This is a genomic window from Acinetobacter sp. NIPH 817, assembly GCF_000368405.1.
Taxonomy (GTDB): Bacteria; Pseudomonadota; Gammaproteobacteria; order Pseudomonadales; family Moraxellaceae; genus Acinetobacter.
This window is the reverse complement of the sequence record NZ_KB849420.1, coordinates 2268968-2289515: the sequence shown is the minus strand read 5'-3', so window position 1 is coordinate 2289515 and position 20548 is coordinate 2268968. Positions and strand designations below refer to the sequence as shown.

23 protein-coding genes are annotated in these 20548 nt (G+C 38.4%); 14 read left to right on the top strand and 9 right to left on the bottom strand.

From position 1 onward, the window contains the following. The first annotated feature begins 134 nt into the window (after window positions 1-134). Window positions 135-755, top strand: coding sequence for a threonine export protein RhtC (gene rhtC, locus F968_RS14445; protein ID WP_004794146.1), 621 nt, complete (start codon window positions 135-137; stop codon window positions 753-755). Between the two features lie 40 nt (window positions 756-795). Here rhtC and F968_RS14440 read toward each other — a convergent pair whose 3' ends face one another. From F968_RS14440 to F968_RS14415, 6 genes are all read right to left on the bottom strand, one after another. After that, window positions 796-1083, bottom strand: a complete 288-nt coding sequence (locus tag F968_RS14440) for a PA4642 family protein (protein ID WP_003653274.1) — start codon at window positions 1081-1083, stop codon at window positions 796-798. A gap of 84 nt (window positions 1084-1167) precedes the next feature. Next, on the bottom strand, window positions 1168-1440 hold the full coding sequence (gene minE / locus F968_RS14435) for a cell division topological specificity factor MinE (RefSeq protein ID WP_000896934.1): 273 nt from the start codon (window positions 1438-1440) through the stop codon (window positions 1168-1170). A gap of 2 nt (window positions 1441-1442) precedes the next feature. Beyond that, the gene (gene minD, locus F968_RS14430) at window positions 1443-2255 is read right to left on the bottom strand and encodes a septum site-determining protein MinD (protein ID WP_004794144.1); all 813 of its coding nucleotides are present in this window, start codon (window positions 2253-2255) and stop codon (window positions 1443-1445) included. 66 nt (window positions 2256-2321) lie between these two features. After that, a complete protein-coding gene (gene minC, locus F968_RS14425; protein WP_004794142.1) occupies window positions 2322-3050 on the bottom strand; it encodes a septum site-determining protein MinC in 729 nt (242 codons plus the stop codon). A 121-nt stretch (window positions 3051-3171) separates the two neighbouring features. Beyond that, window positions 3172-4218, bottom strand: a complete 1047-nt coding sequence (locus F968_RS14420) for a hypothetical protein (protein ID WP_004794140.1) — start codon at window positions 4216-4218, stop codon at window positions 3172-3174. A gap of 16 nt (window positions 4219-4234) precedes the next feature. Next, window positions 4235-5161 (bottom strand): acyltransferase, encoded by a 927-nt coding sequence (locus F968_RS14415; protein WP_004794139.1) that lies wholly within the window; start codon window positions 5159-5161, stop codon window positions 4235-4237. A gap of 245 nt (window positions 5162-5406) precedes the next feature. On the opposite strand from F968_RS14415, the gene F968_RS14410 reads away from it, so the two are divergent. The 10 genes from F968_RS14410 to F968_RS14365 all read left to right on the top strand — a co-directional run bounded on the left by F968_RS14410 (window position 5407) and on the right by F968_RS14365 (window position 15412). Further along, window positions 5407-6060 (top strand): YiaD family glycine zipper/OmpA-like lipoprotein, encoded by a 654-nt coding sequence (locus tag F968_RS14410; RefSeq protein ID WP_004794137.1) that lies wholly within the window; start codon window positions 5407-5409, stop codon window positions 6058-6060. Window positions 6061-6253: 193 nt separating this feature from the next. After that, complete coding sequence (locus F968_RS14405) at window positions 6254-8293, top strand: UvrD-helicase domain-containing protein (protein WP_004794135.1); 2040 nt, start codon at window positions 6254-6256, stop codon at window positions 8291-8293. A gap of 24 nt (window positions 8294-8317) precedes the next feature. Then, window positions 8318-8770 (top strand): dUTP diphosphatase, encoded by a 453-nt coding sequence (dut, locus tag F968_RS14400; protein WP_003653255.1) that lies wholly within the window; start codon window positions 8318-8320, stop codon window positions 8768-8770. A gap of 197 nt (window positions 8771-8967) precedes the next feature. After that, entirely contained in the window at window positions 8968-10386 is a 1419-nt protein-coding gene (locus tag F968_RS14395; protein ID WP_004794134.1) for a phosphomannomutase/phosphoglucomutase, read from the top strand. Between the two features lie 19 nt (window positions 10387-10405). Further along, on the top strand, window positions 10406-11311 hold the full coding sequence (argB, locus tag F968_RS14390) for an acetylglutamate kinase (protein WP_004794131.1): 906 nt from the start codon (window positions 10406-10408) through the stop codon (window positions 11309-11311). Window positions 11312-11433: 122 nt separating this feature from the next. Beyond that, entirely contained in the window at window positions 11434-12216 is a 783-nt protein-coding gene (locus F968_RS14385) for a GNAT family N-acetyltransferase (RefSeq protein WP_004794129.1), read from the top strand. 107 nt (window positions 12217-12323) lie between these two features. Further along, window positions 12324-13172, top strand: a complete 849-nt coding sequence (locus F968_RS14380; RefSeq protein ID WP_004794127.1) for a class II glutamine amidotransferase — start codon at window positions 12324-12326, stop codon at window positions 13170-13172. Between the two features lie 251 nt (window positions 13173-13423). Further along, window positions 13424-13879, top strand: a complete 456-nt coding sequence (locus F968_RS14375; RefSeq protein ID WP_034596359.1) for a bacteriohemerythrin — start codon at window positions 13424-13426, stop codon at window positions 13877-13879. A gap of 151 nt (window positions 13880-14030) precedes the next feature. Further along, window positions 14031-15098 (top strand): hypothetical protein, encoded by a 1068-nt coding sequence (locus F968_RS14370; RefSeq protein WP_004794123.1) that lies wholly within the window; start codon window positions 14031-14033, stop codon window positions 15096-15098. Then, a complete protein-coding gene (locus tag F968_RS14365; RefSeq protein ID WP_004794121.1) occupies window positions 15098-15412 on the top strand; it encodes an RnfH family protein in 315 nt (104 codons plus the stop codon). Before F968_RS14370 ends, F968_RS14365 begins: the two co-directional genes overlap by 1 nt. A 64-nt stretch (window positions 15413-15476) precedes the next feature. Here F968_RS14365 and F968_RS14360 read toward each other — a convergent pair whose 3' ends face one another. Next, window positions 15477-15875 (bottom strand): outer membrane protein assembly factor BamE, encoded by a 399-nt coding sequence (locus F968_RS14360; protein WP_003653245.1) that lies wholly within the window; start codon window positions 15873-15875, stop codon window positions 15477-15479. Window positions 15876-15986: 111 nt separating this feature from the next. On the opposite strand from F968_RS14360, the gene fur reads away from it, so the two are divergent. Beyond that, on the top strand, window positions 15987-16424 hold the full coding sequence (gene fur, locus F968_RS14355) for a ferric iron uptake transcriptional regulator (RefSeq protein WP_004794120.1): 438 nt from the start codon (window positions 15987-15989) through the stop codon (window positions 16422-16424). A gap of 69 nt (window positions 16425-16493) precedes the next feature. On the opposite strand, the gene F968_RS14350 is transcribed toward fur, so the two are convergent. Next, the gene (locus F968_RS14350) at window positions 16494-17612 is read right to left on the bottom strand and encodes a PilT/PilU family type 4a pilus ATPase (protein ID WP_004794117.1); all 1119 of its coding nucleotides are present in this window, start codon (window positions 17610-17612) and stop codon (window positions 16494-16496) included. Window positions 17613-17631: 19 nt separating this feature from the next. After that, window positions 17632-18669 carry a type IV pilus twitching motility protein PilT gene (locus tag F968_RS14345; RefSeq protein WP_003653239.1) on the bottom strand — a complete coding sequence of 346 codons (1038 nt, stop codon included), beginning with the start codon at window positions 18667-18669 and terminating at the stop codon, window positions 17632-17634. A 126-nt stretch (window positions 18670-18795) separates the two neighbouring features. Here F968_RS14345 and F968_RS14340 point away from each other — a divergent pair, with 126 nt between their 5' ends. Continuing rightward, window positions 18796-19488 carry a YggS family pyridoxal phosphate-dependent enzyme gene (locus F968_RS14340; protein ID WP_004794116.1) on the top strand — a complete coding sequence of 231 codons (693 nt, stop codon included), beginning with the start codon at window positions 18796-18798 and terminating at the stop codon, window positions 19486-19488. A gap of 107 nt (window positions 19489-19595) precedes the next feature. Further along, on the top strand, window positions 19596-20438 hold the full coding sequence (locus F968_RS14335) for an undecaprenyl-diphosphate phosphatase (protein WP_004794114.1): 843 nt from the start codon (window positions 19596-19598) through the stop codon (window positions 20436-20438). Window positions 20439-20548 lie beyond the last annotated feature (110 nt).

Genomic DNA, 20548 nt, shown 5'->3' with positions numbered 1-20548 from the left:
TCTCCGGAGGCTTTTTTTATAATTTAAATAGACTGAATCTATTTATAAAATGACTTAAAGATTTTAACGTATAGTAAAAAATGCTAATGTATTTTTCCTAAATAAATAACAACGAATTAAATCTGGAGGAAAACATGTTACTTGCTCTAATTACTTTAGCTTTTATCCATTTTTGTGCACTTATTACTCCAGGACCTGATTTTTTCCTTGTATCTCAAACAGCGATTAGTCGTTCACGTAAAGATGCTATGTTAGTGGTTGCAGGAATAACAGCAGGTGTTATGTTTTGGGCATGTTTAGCACTGATGGGATTAAATCTTATTTTTGAGAAAATGGCTTGGTTAAAGCAAGGTTTACTCATCGCTGGTGGCTTATATTTATGTTGGTTAGGCTATCAGATGTTGCGTTCGGCATTTTCAAAAAATCAGCAAGAAGATAATGTTGCTGTAGAGCTCCCAAAAGCACCTTACCTATTTTTTATTAAAGGCCTGATAACCAATCTATCAAATCCTAAAGCTGTTATTTATTTTGGTAGTGTTTTTTCTTTATTTTTAGCCAATCCTCAACTTGATCAGGTTCACTGGCTGCTCTTTATTATTGTCACAGTCGAAACAATTTTATGGTTCTGCTTTGTGACTTTTATTTTTTCGTTACCAAGTTTTAGATCAGCTTATCGTAATTTTTCAAAATGGATTGATGGTATTTCCGGTGGCATTTTTACCGTATTTGGTATTTTCCTCATTGGTAATCGGTAAATTTAGATAAGAAAAAAGCCTCTTGAAGAGGCTTTTTATTTTAAGCAAACTTTGCTAGAACTTCTAAAAATGGTGCCGATTGACGCGGAAATTTGGCAATCACATCATGGATGCGTTGGCCTTCAGGGTCTTTGGCATTAATATCGCGTCCGTCCGCAATAAATTGAGTCAAAAGACGTTCATAGTCTGTTGGACGCATATGTTTGAATGCATGGTAGAGCACATGAAAATCTGCGTTCACACCCGCTGGCGGAAGTTGGTTGAGGTAGGCAAAAACACGCTCATCGGACCATTCTTCATTGAAAGTTGCTGGCTGTGATAATGCCATGACAATCTCCTCAGTTTTAAAAAAGGCAAAATAACTTGCGTTATTTTGCCTTGATTCTGTTTTATTGAATAGTCAGAAATAGAATTATCGTTCTTCAGGTAAATTGATATTCATTTCTAACATTTCGATATTAGCTTCAGAGCGAACCTGCATTTGGATATGCTGTTCACCTACACCGCTGACATAACGACTAACCACTTGCATGATTTCTTTCTTCATCTGATCAATCTTGTCTTGGCTTAAACGGCGGCCTAAACCTTGTTCAGAAGCAACAATAACTTTCAAACGATCTTTGGCAGTTTGAGCACTTGATGGTTTTTCTTCACTGCTAAATAATTTACTCCAGAATCCTGCCATATCTACGCTCCAAATAGTCGTGCTAACCAGCCTTTAGGTTGAGCTGTGATGTGTCTATAAGGACGGTCTTCACCAAGAAAGCGAGCAACCAAATCATCATAACCCTGACCAGCTTTAGTTTCTGAATACAGAATTACTGGCTTACCTTCGTTTGATGCTTGTAATACACTTGGACATTCAGGAATAACGCCTAATGTCGGTACGCGTAAAATATCTTTAGAAATATCATCAATGGTCAGCATTTCCTGACGGTCTGCGCGTTCAGGGTTGAAGCGTGTAATACATAAATGTTTACGTATACGTCCTTCGTTTTGTTCAACTTTTTTGGTTTTGCTATCTAACATACCAATAATACGGTCAGAGTCACGTACTGAAGAGATTTCAGGGTTTGTTACAATGATTGCTTCATCTGCATGATACATGGCTAAAATCGCACCACGTTCAATACCAGCAGGTGAGTCACAAATGATGTAATCAAATTCTTGAGATAGCTCATCAATAACACGAGCAACACCATCGTCGCTCAACGCATCTTTATCACGTGTTTGTGAAGCCGGTAAAATATAAAGGTTTTCGATATCTTTATCGCGAATAAGGGCTTGCTGCAGACGTGCTTCGTTGTTAATAACATTGACAAAATCATAAACAACACGACGCTCACAACCCATAATTAAATCAAGGTTACGTAAGCCTACATCAAAATCAATCACAACAGTTTTATGACCACGAAGGGCTAAACCTGTTGCAAAAGATGCGCTCGTTGTAGTTTTACCTACACCACCTTTGCCTGATGTTACGACAACAATTTTGGCCACCGAATCCACTCCTATTATGGTCATTCACCCTTAAAAGGGCTGTTTTTTGGTGATTTGCTTAATAAACTAAAGTTCAATCGCTTCGAATTCAAGCTCTTGCTTTTCATTTAAATAAATATGTACTGGCTTTTTTACCACATGTTTAGGGATATCATCTGCGACACAATACGTTCCGGCAATGGAAACGAGCTCAGCCTCTAAAGATTGGCAAAAAATGCGTGCAGCTGCGTGCCCGCCCGCACCAGCAATGACTCTACCACGAACTGTGCCATAAATATGTATATTTCCTGAAGCGATCACCTCGGAACCACTATTCATGCCAGCCTTTAAAATAATATCGCCGTTATCTTGTACAAGGGATTGGCCTGTACGCAAAATTTCATCATGATAAGAGGTAATATGAGCAACCGCTATCTTGTTTAGTGGTTTTTTTGTTTCTGCTGAAGACGATACAGGAGCGGTAGCAGGTTTTTCTACAATTGCGACTTGTTCTGTTGTGGCTTTAATACGCTGTAATGGTTGATCTGCTGGTAAAACAGGGAATTGAATAGCGCGAGCTTCATCTCCTAAAATGCCATCGATTACCGCCATAGGTTGTAGACCCAAGCTCACCAGAAGTTGAATTAATGCAATTAACTCTTGCTCAACCGTACTATCAATAATCACTAAAGTTCCTTGATAGGAACCTTCATTTAATATATTTGATAATTGCTGGCGGATCACATCATGATCATTGGTATCGAAGGTTATCCTGCTAAAGTTAACCATTCTGCCGGTAATCCGGATATCAGCCATAAGTCTTCCTTCAAGGCGTTAAAACGAGCTGTAATATCGTTAAGTTTATTGTAAATAGAGCAAATGCTAGAACAAATCGTGCCAATTCTCTAGCGTGTTTAATAAAAAATTAAGTAAATGCTTATTCTTTGATTCGATCATACTCCGCAAGCGTTTGTTGCCATTGTTTGACCTTGACCTGTTTTCGTACAGACTCCAGTGTCTCGAACACGACAGATTCAACCAATTGCTCAAGCTGGCGATTATTAATATTTATTTCACTCACTTTTTGAGAAATTAATTGATAAGTAGGACTCGGAGTGTTTGGTGAACCCTCAATTAAAGGTTCAATTAAACCTGCACTAATATTTTCACCTAATCTTTGGCCAATACTCTGAATTTGCTGTTCAATACGACCACCGACTAAAGGAATTAAGCGTAATAATTGGGTCAGCTCAGGTGTATCTACTATGGCCTGATCTACAATTTTCCCAACACCTTTTGTTATTGCCGGTTTTTGTTCTTTTAAAGCAGTCGCTAAAGACTCTTGTAATAATGCTGTTAGGGTAGCAGTAAATTGCTCACGATGATGATTAACTAAGTCGTGAATAATCTGTTTATGGCTAGAACTGGTTTGAAGTTCATATCTAATGCCATCAATCACGGTAATAACAACACGATCGGAAAGTTCTTCCATGACAACACGATAGTAAAATAATCCCGTCTTTCTCCAGCTTTCCGGGATAACTCGATAGCCCATTTCGTGTAAACGATAAGCAATAATTCCAGCTCGGAACAAACGTAGAAAACGAAGCTGAGGAATAATGGCTAAAATTTCATACCAGTGAATAAAAGGGAAAAAGAACCAACGTTTATGGTGTTTATTGATGATCGCAATGCTCCAGCGCACGAGCAGCTCAACAATTAAAAAACCAATAAACCAAGCTTCCGATGTGATTACCCATGGGTGCAGTGAATTACGGTAAAAGCTCAGTATCTGGGGCAAATGAATGTGTTCAAAGAACCATGCCCCAATACTGCTCATTAAAAAGAAATTTGTAGCAAGACAGAACAGGTTAAAAATAATAATAAACACCATAAAGATGTCATAGATCAAAAACAGCTTAAACGAAAGGCTGTTTGGATCTACATGATGATATTTCGTTTTTTTCCCAGCGCTGTTTTGCATAATAACGGATGCTTTCTTAAATATTTGTAGAGGTATATTGAGATTTCATTTGCTCAATAAGTTGATCTTTTTCGGTCCAGATTTCATGCACCCATTGTTGGAAACGTTCACGATAAACCGCATCGTCTTCATAGTTTCCACCAAGAACCCAATCTGGAATTTCAATTTTACGCAAATTTACTGCAATTCTTGAAACATCACCGAGCCAGAAATCGCTATATCCAGGGACACCATTTGGATAGACAATTGTCATGTCAACTAAGGCATCAATTTTGTCACCCAAAATATTCAAGGCAAGTGCCAAGCCACCTGCTTTGGGTTTAAGCAAATGCTTATATGGCGATTTTTGCTGGTCATGTTTTTCTTGAGTAAAACGAGTACCTTCTAAATAATTCAATAATGTGAAGGGCTGACTTAAAAGCTGCTCGCAGGCTTTACGTGCTTCCATCATGTCACGGTCTTTGAGCTCAGGATTCTTTGCAACCTGTTCTTTGGTGTGACGTTTCATCATCGGGAAGCCAAGAATTTTAAAAGCTTGTCCAACGAAAGGAATAAAGATGAGTTCCCATTTGGTAAAAAAGCGGGTGAGTGGCATACGGGTTAAACCAAAATATTGATTTACCGTCGTATCAACCCAACTTTGATGGTTACACGTCATGAGATAACGACCTTGCATATTTAGATCAAGTCCATCATCAATCGTGATATCCCATTTTAGATTTGGTAAAACATGGTCAATTAACCAATTATTTACCCCTAACCAGCTATTTGTAATTTGAATATTGGTTTCATCTATTTTAGATGATTTTTTTAAAAGCTTGGTCAGACCAAGTGCAAGAACAGGTGGACCATGAAAAAACGTACTTCCTGTAATGACTGTACCTACAGTGAGTCCACGTGTAATTTTTTTTAGCGCAGATTGCTTATTGGGTGCAGTTGACATATGAATGACCCCGAATGTCTAAAATCCATAGAAAAGTTGTTCAACTATAACTGTCATAATATGAAATACAACGATATCTTAGACAACAATGAAGAAATTGTGATGAGCTAGCATCTTAAAGTGCATCAAAATATTACAAAAACATAACTAAACTGTTTATTATTAACAAAATATCAATGTTTTATACTTCCTTTTTGTTTCATTATTCACTCAACAACAAAACACTCAAAGTGAGGAGGCATGCAATGCGTGCATTAGTTATTTCAACAGTGGTAGGGGCAGCAGTAGTACTTTCTGGTTGTCAAACAACAGGTAACAACCTTGGTGGCGTTGAATACGATAAAGCCGCATTAGGTACATTAATCGGCGCAGCAGCTGGTTACGGTATTTCTAAATCAAGTGCAAACTCTAGCCGTCAAAACAACCGTGCTGCAGCAATTGGTGCAGTTTTAGGTGGTGCTAGTGGTTTATACCTTGACCAAAAAGAGAAAAAATTACGTCAACAAATGGCGGGTACTGGTGTAGACGTTGGCCGTAATCCAGATGGTTCTGTTCAATTAATTATGCCTGGTAGCATTACTTTTGATACAAACAAATCAAACATCAAGCCAAACTTCTACTCAACTTTAAACAAAGTTGCTCAAACTTTGGCTGAAGATAACAAGAGTGCAATTCTTGTAACAGGTTATACTGATAACACTGGTAATGATTCAATTAACATTCCATTATCACAAGCACGCGCTCAATCAGTACGTAGTTATTTAGCTAGCCAAGGCGTATCTGCTAGCCGTATCGACGCGCAAGGTTTTGGTTCATCTAACCCAATCGCAGATAACTCAACTGCAACTGGCCGTGAACAAAACCGTCGTGTAGAAATCAGCATTTATGCTAAACAATAAGATTTAGTTTATTGTTTCAAAAACCACCTTCGGGTGGTTTTTTTATGGGTGCAGTACAAGAAATAATCACGACATTCTACGGCGCATAAATTGCATTATTAGACATCATTTATACATATCCATAGATTTACTATTGGGATTCTAAAACAGAGATGACTATAATCATGCTCGAAAAATTAAGAGGTAATACACGATGTCATCTGCCAGTCAATTGAACAACAAGCAAGAAGAAGCCATGAAATATACTCAGGGCCCTTTATTGGTGCTTGCTGGTGCTGGTTCAGGTAAAACATCGGTAATTACGCGTAAAATTGCCTATTTGGTGCAGCATTGCCGTATTCCAGCGCATCGTATAACCGCGATGACCTTCACAAACAAAGCTGCCCGTGAAATGAAAGAGCGTGTGACCAAGCTTTTGTCACGTGAAGAATCAAAAGGTTTATCTGTTTCGACTTTCCATACTTTTGGTTTAAACCTTTTACGTTTAGAACTTAAAAATTTACCTTTAAAAGCTAATTTTTCGATTTTAGATGCAGATGACTGTAAACGTATTTTGATGGATTTGATGCATCGCGACAATTTGTCAGGTGCAGAAAGCAAAGAATTAATTGCTAAGGCAATGAAGAAAATTTCAGATTGGAAAAATGATCTGATCGTGCCAGAGCAAGCACATTCAACTTGTGAAACACCTGAAGATGTACAGTTTGCCCATCTTTACCAGCTTTATGAACGTAATTTACGTGCTTACAACGCTGTTGATTTTGATGACTTGATTGTTATGCCAACACGTTTACTGCAAGAAAATGCAGAAGTACGTGATAAATGGCAAAACCGTGTTCGCTATTTATTGGTCGATGAATATCAAGATACCAACACCGCCCAATATATTTTGGTGAAACTTTTAGTTGGGGTAATGGGACAGTTCACCGCAGTAGGTGATGATGACCAGTCGATTTACGCATGGCGTGGAGCCAAGCCTGAAAATATGGCTTTGCTTAAGCAGGATTTCCCAAATTTACAAATTATTAAACTTGAACAGAACTATCGTTCAACGAGCCGTATTTTAAAAGCAGCGAACTGTGTGATTCAAAATAACCCACATATTTTTGATAAGAAATTGTGGAGTGATAAAGGGCATGGTGAAGTCATCAGAATTATTACCTGTCGTAATGATGACGATGAAGCAGAGCGCGTGGTCAAAGACTTACTTACTCATAAGCTCATGAACGGTAAAAACTGGAAAGATTATGCTGTTTTATATCGTGGGAACTTTCAGGCACGTGTATTAGAAACACAGCTTCGCCAAATGCAAATCCCGTATAAATTATCTGGTGGTACTTCGTTCTTCGCTCGTGCAGAAATTAAAGACGTGATGAGTTATTTACGTCTAATTATTAACCCAGAAGATGACAGTGCTTTCTTGCGTATTATTAATACGCCTAAACGTGCGATTGGCCCAGTTACTCTTGAGAAGTTAGGTTTATTCTCACAAGAAAATAATTTGTCTTTACTTGGAGCTTCTGCTGATCAACGTTTAAGCATGGTGCTTCCTAAAAAGGCAGAAACACAGCTTCATGAGTTTGCTGACTTTATCGCGACATTTACGCGTGAATTGTTGGAAGACGATGAACCTGTGCCTAAAGTTCGTCAAATGATGAACGAAGCGGGTTATATGGATTACGTTCGTGAACAGTCTGCAACACCTGCACAAGAGAAAAGTAAGCTCGATAACATTGAGAATTTATTTACCAGTATTCAAAATCTCATTAACCGTGCTGAAGACGTTGATGAAAAGAATATTGAAAGTGTCATTCGAAAACTGGTTCTGCTTGACCTGTTAGAACAGCAACAGGAAGAAGAAGATACGGACAAAGTTAACTTACTTACTCTGCATGCTGCAAAAGGTTTGGAATTCCCATATGTGTACATTATGGGACTCGAAGAAGAACTTTTACCGCATAAAAACTCGATTGCAGCAGAAACCATTGAGGAAGAACGCCGTCTCATGTACGTGGGAATTACCCGTGCACGCCAAGGTTTAACGTTAACACTGGCAGAACAGCGTAAAAATGGCGGACAGATGAAACAGATGACACCTAGCCGTTTCCTTGATGAACTTCCGCAAGATGAGCTGGAGTGGTTAGGGCGTAAAAAGAAAATTGCGGCTAATGTTGATCCTAAAGAACAGGCTCAACAATATCTGGCAAATTTAAAAGCTTTATTAAAGCGTTAATTTTTTTAATTTTTAGGAAATCCCATGAAAGTTCAAGTGAAATTGCTCGATCCGCGTTTAGGTAAAGAATGGCCTTTACCTTCATATGCAACAGCAGGTTCAGCGGGTTTAGATTTACGTGCCTGCGTCGATGAAGCAATTGATATTGAACCAGGACAAACTGTTTTAGTTAAAACAGGTATGGCAATTTATATTCATGATGTAAATTTTGCTGGTTTAATTTTACCGCGTTCAGGTTTAGGTCATAAACACGGTATTGTGCTTGGTAATTTAGTTGGTTTGATTGATTCAGATTATCAAGGTGAATTGATGGTTTCGGTTTGGAACCGTGGTCAAACAACATTCCGTTTAGAACCAGGTGAGCGTTTGGCACAGTATGTTTTAGTGCCAGTCGTACAAGCTGAATTTGAGCAAGTAGAAGAATTTGAAGAAACTTTACGTGGCGCTGGTGGCTTTGGTCACACAGGTAAACAATAAGTTTTTTAAAATATTAACGAAAATCAAACGCCTGTTGAACAGGCGTTTCTTTTTATATCTTGAATGTTACAATGGATTATATTACAACACGCTTTACTCATATTCTTTTAACTTTTTTAGCAAACAAACCTTTCAAAATTTTGAATAATCTATGTTTTTGCGATAGATCGGATTGATCTTTAAATAGAAGATACGCTATGAATGTAAGACACTCATTTCCAAAAAGTATTTTTCGTGCTTACGATATTAGAGGCAAACTTTCTTACTTAACCGCGGACGTTGTTCGTTCGATTGCCTACGGATTGGCACAACAATACAAACAAGCAGAACAAACTCAATTAGTGATTGGCTATGATGCCCGTCTCACAAGTCCAGCCTATGCACAATTAATTGAAGAAATTTTAATAGAACAAGGTTTAAGCGTTACCAACATTGGCTGTTGTTCATCACCAATGATGTATTACATTGCTAGAGATTTTGGTGGCAATGGCATTATGGTGACAGCAAGCCATAATCCAAAATCGGATAATGGTATTAAGTGGATTTTAAAAGGTGAACCGCCGTCTCCTGAAATGATTCAGCAGGTGGGGGAAAAAGCCCAAACGTATGTACCAACTCATTCCATTTCTGTACTTGAGCTAACCCTACCTCAATTTAAAGCTGAGTTTTGTCAAAAATATCAGCAAGCCATTTTTAAAGATATTCAATTAAAACGTCCTTTAAAAGTTATTTTAGATGGTTTACATGGCTCTGCTGGACACTGCTCAAAATTAATCTTGGAAAAAATGGGCTGTGAAGTCATTGCTTTACGAACTCATCCGAATGGGGAGTTTCCAGATCATGCACCAGACCCTTCGCATGCAGCTCATTTAACGAATTTGCGTAAAGCAGTGGTTGAGCAGCAAGCAGATATCGGCATTGCTCTGGATGGTGATGGAGACCGTGTCGTTTTAGTCGATGAAAAAGCCCAGATATTGACAGCAGACCGTTTGTTATCACTTTTTGCGCAAATGTGCTTAGAACAACACCCCGAGCAAGAAATTGTTTTTGACGTGAAATGTTCACGCATGGTTCAAAAAACGGTTGAACAACTCGGCGGAAAAGCAAAAATGATCCGCACGGGAAGTAGCTTCTTAAGAGCTTATCTATCTCAGTCAAATGGACGCGCCATTTTTGGTGGAGAATATGCAGGCCACTACGTTTTTAATGATGGGCGTGGTTTCGGCTACGACGACGGTCTATATGCTGCATTACGTGTAATGGAATATTTTACTCAATCGAGTGCGACAACAATTTCTGAATTATTTGCTCCTTATCCAGAAAGATGTTGTACAGAAGATACTTATATTGGTACATATCAGTCTGATCCAAAGTATGTATTACAAGATATTGAAATTTTAAGTCATCGTTTAGGTGCCCGTATCAGTAAAATCGATGGCGTACGTCTTGATTTTGATGATGGTTTTGGCATTATTCGAGCATCAAATACTGGTGAATATTTTACTGTAAGATTTGATGCGGATAATCCTTTACGATTAAAGGAAATCCAGCAAAAATTTGTAGATATGTTGCAAGAACATTATCCGCAAATTGCACAAGAACTTTCAGAGGCCTAACTAACTAAGGAGAGGCGTAATGCCACAACATCAGCATATCGGTGTCGACAAAGCAAAAATCTTGATTGAAGCTTTGCCGTATATTCAACGTTTTACTGGTAAAACGCTGGTGGTGAAATACGGTGGCAACGCGATGACTGATCCGGAGCTCGAAAGTTCATTTGCTCGAGACATCGTTTTACTTAAAACTGTCGGGTTAAATCCGATTGTTGTTCACGGTGGTGGACCACAAGTAGACTCATTTTTAAAGCAGTTAGGCCGCGAGTCTGACCGTATTGACGGTATGCGTGTAACTGATGCTGCAACCATGGAAGTGGTTGAAATGGTATTAGGTGGTAGCGTAAATAAATCAATTGTTAACCTGATTAATAAACATGGTGGCCGCGCAATTGGTTTAACAGGTAAAGATGGTAATTTACTTCGTGCCCGTAAATTACTTATGGAAAAGCAAGAAGAAGACGGTTCAATCAAACATATCGACTTGGGTATGGTTGGGGAAGTAACTGGCGTTAAAACCGATGTATTGGAAATGTTCACTCAAAGTGACTTTATTCCAGTGATTGCGCCATTAGGTGTAGATGAAGAAGGCAATACTTATAATATTAATGCTGATTTAGTTGCAGGTAAGGTTGCAGAAGCACTAGGCGCTGAAAAGTTAATTTTGCTTACCAATATTACGGGTGTGCTTGATGAAAATAAAAATCTATTAACTGGCCTTACTACGCAAGAAGTTGATCGCCTTATTGAAACAGGCGTGATCTATGGCGGTATGATTCCTAAAGTAGGCTGTGCACTTGATGCTGTTAAAGGTGGTGTTGTGAGCGCACATATTGTTGATGGTCGCGTACCACATGCAACATTGCTTGAAATCTTCACTGATCATGGGGTTGGAACACTCATTTCTAATCGCACTAAAACAGCTTAAGAAATTCGTTATTCTCAATAAAAAGATCACCCTAGGTGGTCTTTTTTTATACCATCTTGATTTGGTCATTTTTTTGTCATGAGCTTTGACTAGTGTAAGGGGTGTCACTAGGAGCGTTCATTATGCTGGAAAAATTTAATCAATATCGCCAAACCTGGACTTTACCTTTAAATCGTCATAAAGCAATAAATCAGACACAATTTCGTTTTGAATGGGTTGATAATTTAAAAGAATTACAAGATGTACAGCGGTTTCGTGCACAACAATTTAGCCAACAATTTGGAATTCATTTTGAAGATAACTTAGACCAAGACATTTATGATTTTGGTTGTGAGCATGCAGTCTTACGTGAAAAGTGGACTGGAGAGATTGTCGCGTATACCCGTCTAAAACTATTTCAAGGTCATGAGATTGCACAAAGCTACAGCGCACATGAGTTTGATATTGTTCCTCAGTTATCACATCTTCCTAATGTATTAGAAATAGGGCGTACCTGTGTTCATCCTCGCTTTCGTAATGGTAAAGCATTATCGACACTATGGTTGAACCTTGCGCCGAAAGTGCTATGGTCAATGCGCGCTAAATATTTGATGGGGTGTGTCAGTATTCATTTGCAAGATAATTTGGCTAGAGCTTACTACACGCATCGCCAGATTCAGCAATTATCTGAAAGTAAAACCATTGATATCCGTTCGAAAAAAATCTACGAACCTGAATATCCTGAATTTAGCTTTCCACAAGATGAGCGTATGCCGAAACTATTTCAAATGTATTTGAGCATGCAATCAAAACTATCGAAACAGGCTTTTTTTGATGAAGAATTTAACTGTCTAGATTATTTTGTATTTCTGGAAGTGAATAAAGTGGCAACTTCATTTGTCATGAATAAAATGGGTCAGCGTTAATCATATGTTCTATTTTCTAATAGCCAGCACATATTGAGATTTGCAAGCAATTTTACTCTCATGCACAATAGAGCAGATGGGGTAATTAGAAGTAGTTTAAAAGCGATATGTGCCAGCTATTAGGAATGAATTGTGCAACACCAACGGATATTACTTTTTCTTTCCGTGGTTTTTCACAGCGTGCAGGAATTACCTCAGACCATAGTGATGGATTTGGTATTGCATTTTTCGAAGATAAGGCTTGCCGTTTATTTGTCGATAACCAGTCGGCAGTTGAATCTCCAATTGCCGATCTTATCCGTAATTATCCTATTAAATCACGTAATGTGATCGCGCATATTCGTAAAGCGACTCAAGGTAAAATTACTTTAGAAAATTCTCATCCCTTTATTCGAGAGTTGTGGGGGCGTCATTGGATTTTCGCCCATAATGGTGATTTACATGACTTTGATCCACCGCTGAGTGGACGTTTTACGCCTGTGGGCAATACAGACAGTGAACGCGCATTTTGTTATTTGCTCGATCAACTCGTTGAAGCTTTTGGCTATGAAGAACCAAGCCTTGAACAGATATTTGAAGTATTAGAAAAAATTTCGCCACAAATTGCTGAGTACGGTACATTTAATTATTGCTTATCGAATGGCAAGGCATTATTTAGTTATGCGATTACTAAATTACATTGGTTGGTTCGAGAATATCCATTTAATCAGGCTCATTTAATTGATCTAGATATTGAAGTCGATTTTAGTCAGGTAACAACCCCTGAAGATCGTGTAGCGGTAATAACAACTGAACCTTTAACACATAATGAAAACTGGACAGCTTATCAACCCGGTGAAATGATTTTATTTCAACATGGTGAACCAATTAAAAAAGCAATTACTCATGTAGAAAGATTAAAGCGTGAGCTGGAAAATCCTGAACTTAAGCGTATTACTCGTGCAGATCAATATTAATATAAAGTATATTTTAAATTTATAAGTAGAGATATTTATATATATTAGACATTTAATAACAAAGTATTTTGTTTAAAAAATACTTTATTATTTTAGTTGGTTAAGTTTATAAAAAATAAATAAAAACAGTAATTTATGTTGATTGTGATTTTTATAAGATAAACCCGACAAAATAGCTTTGTTTTTATTTATATTCTTTAAATATATCATGAGGTTTATGCAACAGTCATTGAACATCATTGGGGAGATGTATGAAAATGAAATGGGCTTCAGTATATAATACGGGTATTGATGTTATTGATGAGCAACATAAACGAATACTTGATTATATTAATGAAATTGATGATGTAAAGGATGATGAAGATAGACGTCGAATTAAAGATGTTTTAGATAATATTATTGATTATACGCAATCACATTTTACTTTTGAAGAAAGTTTACAAGAGGAAGCCGATTATAAATATCGTGTACCACATAAACGTGTACATGACTTGTTTATTAAAAAAATAGAGTTATATCGTGAGCGTTTTGAAATGGGACATACTGTTGAAAAAGAGCTACAAGAAATTTTAGCAAAATGGTTAATTAACCATATTCAACATGATGATGCTGATTATGTCGGGGCAGTAAAAGAAAATATGATGGGGATTATTAGAGAAAAAGAAAAGAAGAAAGGGAAAAACTGGTTTGCTCGTTTTTTCGCATAACTTGAATAACAAAACTTATAATTTTAGTTAGCGCAGCAAACTATCGTTTCGGTAGTTTGCTTTTTTTATTGAGCAAGCTTTGATTTTCAGGCATGAGACGGGCAAAATATCTATAGTCTTTTTCAAGGAATGCATAATGCAGGACATACCTATGTCACGATGGTTATCGCCCCTGATGGCGTTTTGCTTGTCTTTCATCATTATGGCGACATTGGCACCCGCTATGGGGATCCAGATTGATCGTCAAATCGATTTCTGGTTATTGTGGTTGGGCACAATGCTGTTATTGGCTCTGCCAGTTTGTTATTTAGAAATTGCCTTAGCAAAACGGTCGAAGACTACTGCTTTAAATGCTTTATCGAGTTTAACTCGTGAAGCAGATAGTTCACCAAAATGGCGTTTGGCTGGTTGGCTTGCAGTTATTTTTATTCCATTTTTAGCCGGAAATGTACTGAGTACTGCTGGCAATTTACTGACAGTACAGCTCAATAATAGCGTTTCTGGGCAAATTGTTTTTGCTGGTCTTGCAGTTGCGGCTTTAATTTTATCTTTTATTCCACGTCAGATTTTAATTGTGTTAATGACAGTCGGTGTAATCGCTTCTATTGTTTTAGCTAATACGATGGGAACGACTTTACAGCCTTGGCATTGGACAAATGTTGAGTTTAAAGAGTGGGGTAATGCAACTGTGCTTGCTCTTGTTGCGAGTGGTTTAGGCTTAGGACTTTACTGGCAAAATAGCTTGTCTGTAATTCACTCTCAAGAAGGCGCTACCCGAACTGTACTTCCAATCTGGTTAGCTCAGTTAATTGCTGTCGTTGCGTTTGGTTTCTTTTCTCTTCAAGCACAGCTTCCTGTTTTTACCTGGATTTTTACTGCGGTAATGACAACAGCTCTGTTTATTCAACTTGCTAAAGAACAGCTTGCTCAACGTCAACTGATGTACGTTTTACAATGGGTGATTATTGTTGTAGCAATTGCAGTTTGGGCTGTGCCTGAACTTCACGGCATCTTTACGTTGATTTTGATGCTTTGGGGATTACTCATTTGCTTGATCTATGCAATTTTTGCTGGTTGGATTATGAAAATTAGCCACTTGCGTAAATCAATGAATTTTAGCAATGAATTGTTCTATAACTTGTGGCGTATTGCGGTACGTATTGTTTTACCACTTTCAATTGTAATTGCCATGATTGCGGTAGTTGGACAAATTATCTGATGGAAAAAGCTCAGCAAGTGTGGGTTGCTTTTGCAGCCCCAGAGCAACAGTTTTTAGTTGCTATTCCATTTGAAGCTGGAATGACAGCATTACAAGCAGTTGAAGCGAGTGGGTTACAGACGCAAGTAAGTTTGCCTGAGCCATTACAACTTGGCATATTTGGTGCAAAAGTAGAAGCTGATGCAGTATTACAAGCAGGTGATCGGGTAGAGGTCTATCGGCCTTTAACGATTAATCCTAAGGATATACGCCGTAACCGCGCTGAGAAAAATCCTGTGGGGCGATATATTAAAAGTAATCGCTTAAAGCAATAAGCCCCATAAATAAAACCCCTCGAAGTATTTCACTTGAGGGGTTTATTTTTATTAGAAAAAACGATTATAGTGGTGGGGCAGTTAAAATCGCTTCTTTAGAAGCAGGTAAACCTGGTTGCGATTCTGGAATAGTTTCTAAACCTTCAATTTTAGTTACTGTGCCAGTGCCATCAAAGTAAATTTTTAAATGCTGACCATGTGCTGCGGGGATTTTTGCCTTTTTAGCATAAGTTCCCGGGATATAGTTGTAAATGTAGTCCCAACGCTGAGGATTGAGGGGATCAGTCACAGTTGGACTACCAAGCAAAAAACGCACTTGCTGGAAATTCATGCCGACTTGTACTTGAGAGGCCTGAGCTTTGGTCAAAGGAGTCCCTTGAGGAATATCAACCTTATATACACCAAAGATTGAACAACCAGCAAGGAGTGAAGTGACTAATAACGTCAGCACGAGTTTTTGCATTTTGCTACACTATCCCAATAAATTATGATGCATTTGATCAAAGGATAGATCATACTTCATCTAAATTCTATTGCCTATTCCAACTTGAGATTTGTTGAGAGACCTTTTTTCATGCCTATTTCCAATCAAGATTTGCGCAAAGCTGGACTTAAAGTTACCCTTCCACGAATTAAGATTTTGGAATTATTAGAAAATTCAAAGCAACATCATCTTAGTGCTGAAGATATTTACAAGACTTTGTTAGAACAAGGGGAAGATGTCGGCCTTGCGACAGTTTACCGTGTGTTAACACAATTTGAAGCTGCAGGTATCATTCAGCGTCATCATTTCGAAAATAATCATTCTGTTTTCGAAATTATGCAAGAAGATCATCACGATCATTTGGTTTGCCATAATTGCAACAAAGTTATTGAATTTACTAATGATGTTATCGAGAAGGAACAGCATGCTGTAGCAGACCAACATGGGTTTACCTTAACGGGTCACTCATTAAACCTCTACGGTTACTGTAACGAACCTGAATGTCAGGAAGTTCTGCGCAAGAAATAATCGTTTTCACACAAAGAAAACAAATAAAAAAGGAAGGTTACGTTTAACCTTCCTTTTTTTATGAGGAAATTACTGTCGGTCGAAAGTTAAATGCTGATTTGTGCCTGCAATTTGATCAGGTCCTTCTTCAGCAAGCTTAATCGTCAAACGTAAATCATTTGGTGAGTCGGCATGTTTTAATGCATCTTTATAGGTAATTTGGCCTGCTTTATAGAGATCAAACAATGCTTGGTCAAAGGTTTGCATACCAAGTTCACGTGAGCGTTTCATTAAATCTTTAATTTCATGAATTTCACCTTTACGAATGTAATCTGAAATTAATGGTGAGTTAATTAAAATTTCAATTGCGGCGCGGCGAGATTTGCCATCAGGCGTTGGAATAAGTTGCTGAGCAATCATGGCCTTTAAGTTAAGAGATAAGTCCATGTAGAGCTGACTGTGGCGGTCACTTTCAAAGAAGTGAATAATACGGTCGAGTGCTTGGTTAGCGTTGTTGGCGTGCATTGTGGCCAATACAAGGTGACCTGTTTCAGCAAAGCCAATCGCGTAGTCCATTACTTCACGAGATCGAATCTCACCAATCAAGATGACATCTGGTGCTTGTCGCAAAGTATTTTTTAAGGCAATTTCAAATGAGTCCGTATCGATTCCGACTTCACGTTGGGTAATGATGCAGCCCGCATGTTCGTGAATAAACTCGATTGGGTCTTCAATGGTAATGATATGACCTTTAGTATTGTGGTTCCGATAGCTTATCATTGAAGCCAAAGATGTCGATTTACCTGTACCTGTCGCACCAACAAAAATAATGATGCCGCGTTTGGTCATTGATAAATCTTTAAGAACAGGTGGTAACTGCAAGTCATCAATTGAAGGAATTTTAGTTTCAATTCGACGTAGTACCATGCCTGGCATGTCACGCTGCTGAAAAGCACTCACACGAAAGCGGGCAGTTTTATCACGGTTCATAATGGCAAAGTTACATTCGCGAGTGTCCGCAAATTCTTTGCGTTGCTTTTCGCTCATGATGGAATGTAAGAGTTGACCAATAACATCGCCTGAAAGACTATTTTTTGAAATTGGAACAATTTGCCCGTTAATCTTCATCGATGGCGCAACGCCATCTGTAATAAAAAGATCGGATGATTTTTTTTCAACCATAAGGTTGAGTAAGTCATTAAAATCCATATTTATTCTCTAATTATTTTTATAGGAATGATTCAGGCTGTTTTGCAGCAGTACGAGCCGTTTGTGGACTAATCACACCACGAGAAACTAGACCTTTTAAGCTTTGGTCGAGTGTGGTCATGCCATGATTGGCACCAGTCTGAATTGATGAATACATTTGGGCGACTTTGTTTTCACGAATTAAGTTACGAATGGCAGGAATACCAATCATAATTTCATGTGCTGCGACACGCCCTCCGCCGTTCTTTTTAAGCAGGGTTTGCGAAATAACAGCCTGTAAAGATTCTGACAACATGGCACGAACCATGTCTTTTTCTTCGGCAGGGAATACGTCAATCACACGGTCAATGGTTTTTGCAGCAGAAGTCGTATGGAGTGTACCAAACACCAAGTGACCCGTTTCGGCAGCAGTAAGTGCTAAACGGATGGTTTCAAGGTCACGCATCTCACCGACCAAAATAATATCAGGGTCTTCACGCAGTGCCGAGCGTAGTGCTTCGTTAAAGCCATGTGTATCACGATGTACTTCACGCTGGTTAATCAAACATTTCTTCGATTGGTGTACAAATTCGATAGGGTCTTCAACCGTTAAAATATGGTCATAACGATTTTCGTTGATATAGTCCATCATCGCTGCAAGCGTCGTAGATTTACCCGAACCTGTTGGGCCAGTGACTAATACAATCCCACGTGGATAGTCGCAAATATCTTTAAAGATTTGACCTAAGCCTAAATCTTCCATAGTAAGTACTTTAGATGGAATGGTACGAAATACTGCACCAGCACCGCGGTTTTGGTTAAATGCGTTAACACGGAAACGAGCAACATTTGGCACTTCAAAAGAAAAGTCGGTTTCAAGCTTTTCTTCGTAGTCTCGGCGTTGTTTATCATTCATGATGTCATAGACCAGACGGTGAACATCTTTATGATCTAGAGCTGGTAAGTTAATGCGACGGACTTCACCATCAACGCGAATCATTGGTGGCATGCCAGCAGATAAATGTAAATCGGACGCGCCATTTTTCACAGAGAAGGCGAGTAGCTCTGTAATATCCATAATTTCCCCAAGTAAATCAAAATATGTCATTATTTTGTAGAATAATATACGGCTTTCACCGAGGCTTACCAACACCTCGCTTTAGGTGAAAAGCAAAAAAGTTTTTTGAAAATGAGAACCTTGTCAATGAATTACCTGCAAGATGCGCGGCAGCACGTATTACAGCAAATCCAACGTGCTTGTGAACATGCTCAGCGTTCGCCTGAAACTGTGCAACTTTTAGCCGTTTCGAAAACACATCCGAGTGAAAGTTTGCGTGAAATGTATGCAGCAGGGCAAAGAGCATTTGGTGAAAACTATTTACAGGAAGCTTTAGAAAAAATCGAAGCTTTACACGATTTAGAAATTGAATGGCATTTTATTGGTCATGTTCAGCGCAACAAGACTAAACATTTGGCCGAAAAGTTTGATTGGGTGCATGGTGTAGATCGTTTGATTATTGCGGAGCGATTATCTAATCAAAGACTTCAAGATCAATCTGACTTGAATATTTGTTTGCAAGTGAATATTGATGGGCAAGACAGTAAAGATGGCTGTACACCAGATGAGGTTGCCGAGTTAGTTGCTCAAATTAGCCAATTAGCAAAAATTAAATTACGCGGCTTAATGGTAATTCCAGCGCCAGATAACACAGCCGCTTTTGTAGATGCTAAAGCCTTGTTTGATGCTGTGAAAGAAAAACATACCCACCCAGAAGATTGGGACACATTAAGCATGGGAATGTCAGGTGATTTAGACGCTGCGATTGCCGCAGGTTCAACCATGGTACGTGTAGGAACGGCTTTATTTGGAAAGCGTGATACAGTTGAGAAAAAATGACTTTTACAATTTAGCTCAACGTTTTGTCGGGTAACTGTAATTTGTTAATTTAAATTTAATTTTCCTAGCTTATAACCCAGATATTTTAATATTTGAGTGTGTAATGTATGGATTTATTGCATGTTTTTATTCTGGCGATCATTCAGGGTTTTGCTGAATTATTGCCAGTTTCTAGTTCCGCACACGTTATTTTAGCTGAAAAGTTAATGGGGTATGATCCATCTGCACCTGATATGACTTTCTTACTTGTGATGTTACATACGGGTACGATGTTTGCAGTGATTGTCTACTTTTGGAAATCTTGGAAAAAAACCTATTTTTCTTCTTGGGAAAGTTTCAAAAAACAAGCCTTCTATATTATTTTGGCAACGCTTATTACAGGTGTGCTCGGTTTAGCGCTTCAATCTATCATTAAACATGTGTTTTTTGGTGGCGCGAGCAGTTTCGAAATTGAGCATTTGTTTAGTAACTCAAAACTCATGGCAGCTGCGTTAATTTCGGCAGGTGTTCTGATTATTTTATCTTCGCGCTTAGACCGCGGACAACAAGGTGAAATCAGTTTGCGTAGTGCTTGTATTATTGGGGCGGTGCAGGCTTTATGTTTACCTTTCCGTGGCTTTTCACGTTCTGGTGCAACGATCTCTACAGGTTTATTTTTAGGTGTATCTCGCCAAAAGGCTGAAGAGTTCAGTTTTGCACTGGCTGTGGTACTAACACCAGCAGTAATCGTAAAAGAGTTATATCGTTTAATTCACGCTCAAGGCTTACAAACAGTGGCACATGGACAAGTGTTCCATTCGATGGTTCCAAGCTTATTGGGCATGTGCTTTAGCTTTGGTGCTGGTCTTTTAGCGCTAAAATGGTTGTCTTCATGGTTAGAACATGGGCGCTGGCATTTATTTGGTTTGTACTGTATTGGTTTCGCAATCGTCGTACTCTGCGTGAATTAATTTTTTGATGTTTTAAAAATAAAAAATTAGTACAAGACCATACAAGAAAAAGGGGCGTAGAACATAAGCCCCTTTGTTATATAAGATTCAATCAAGTCTAAGATATGAAA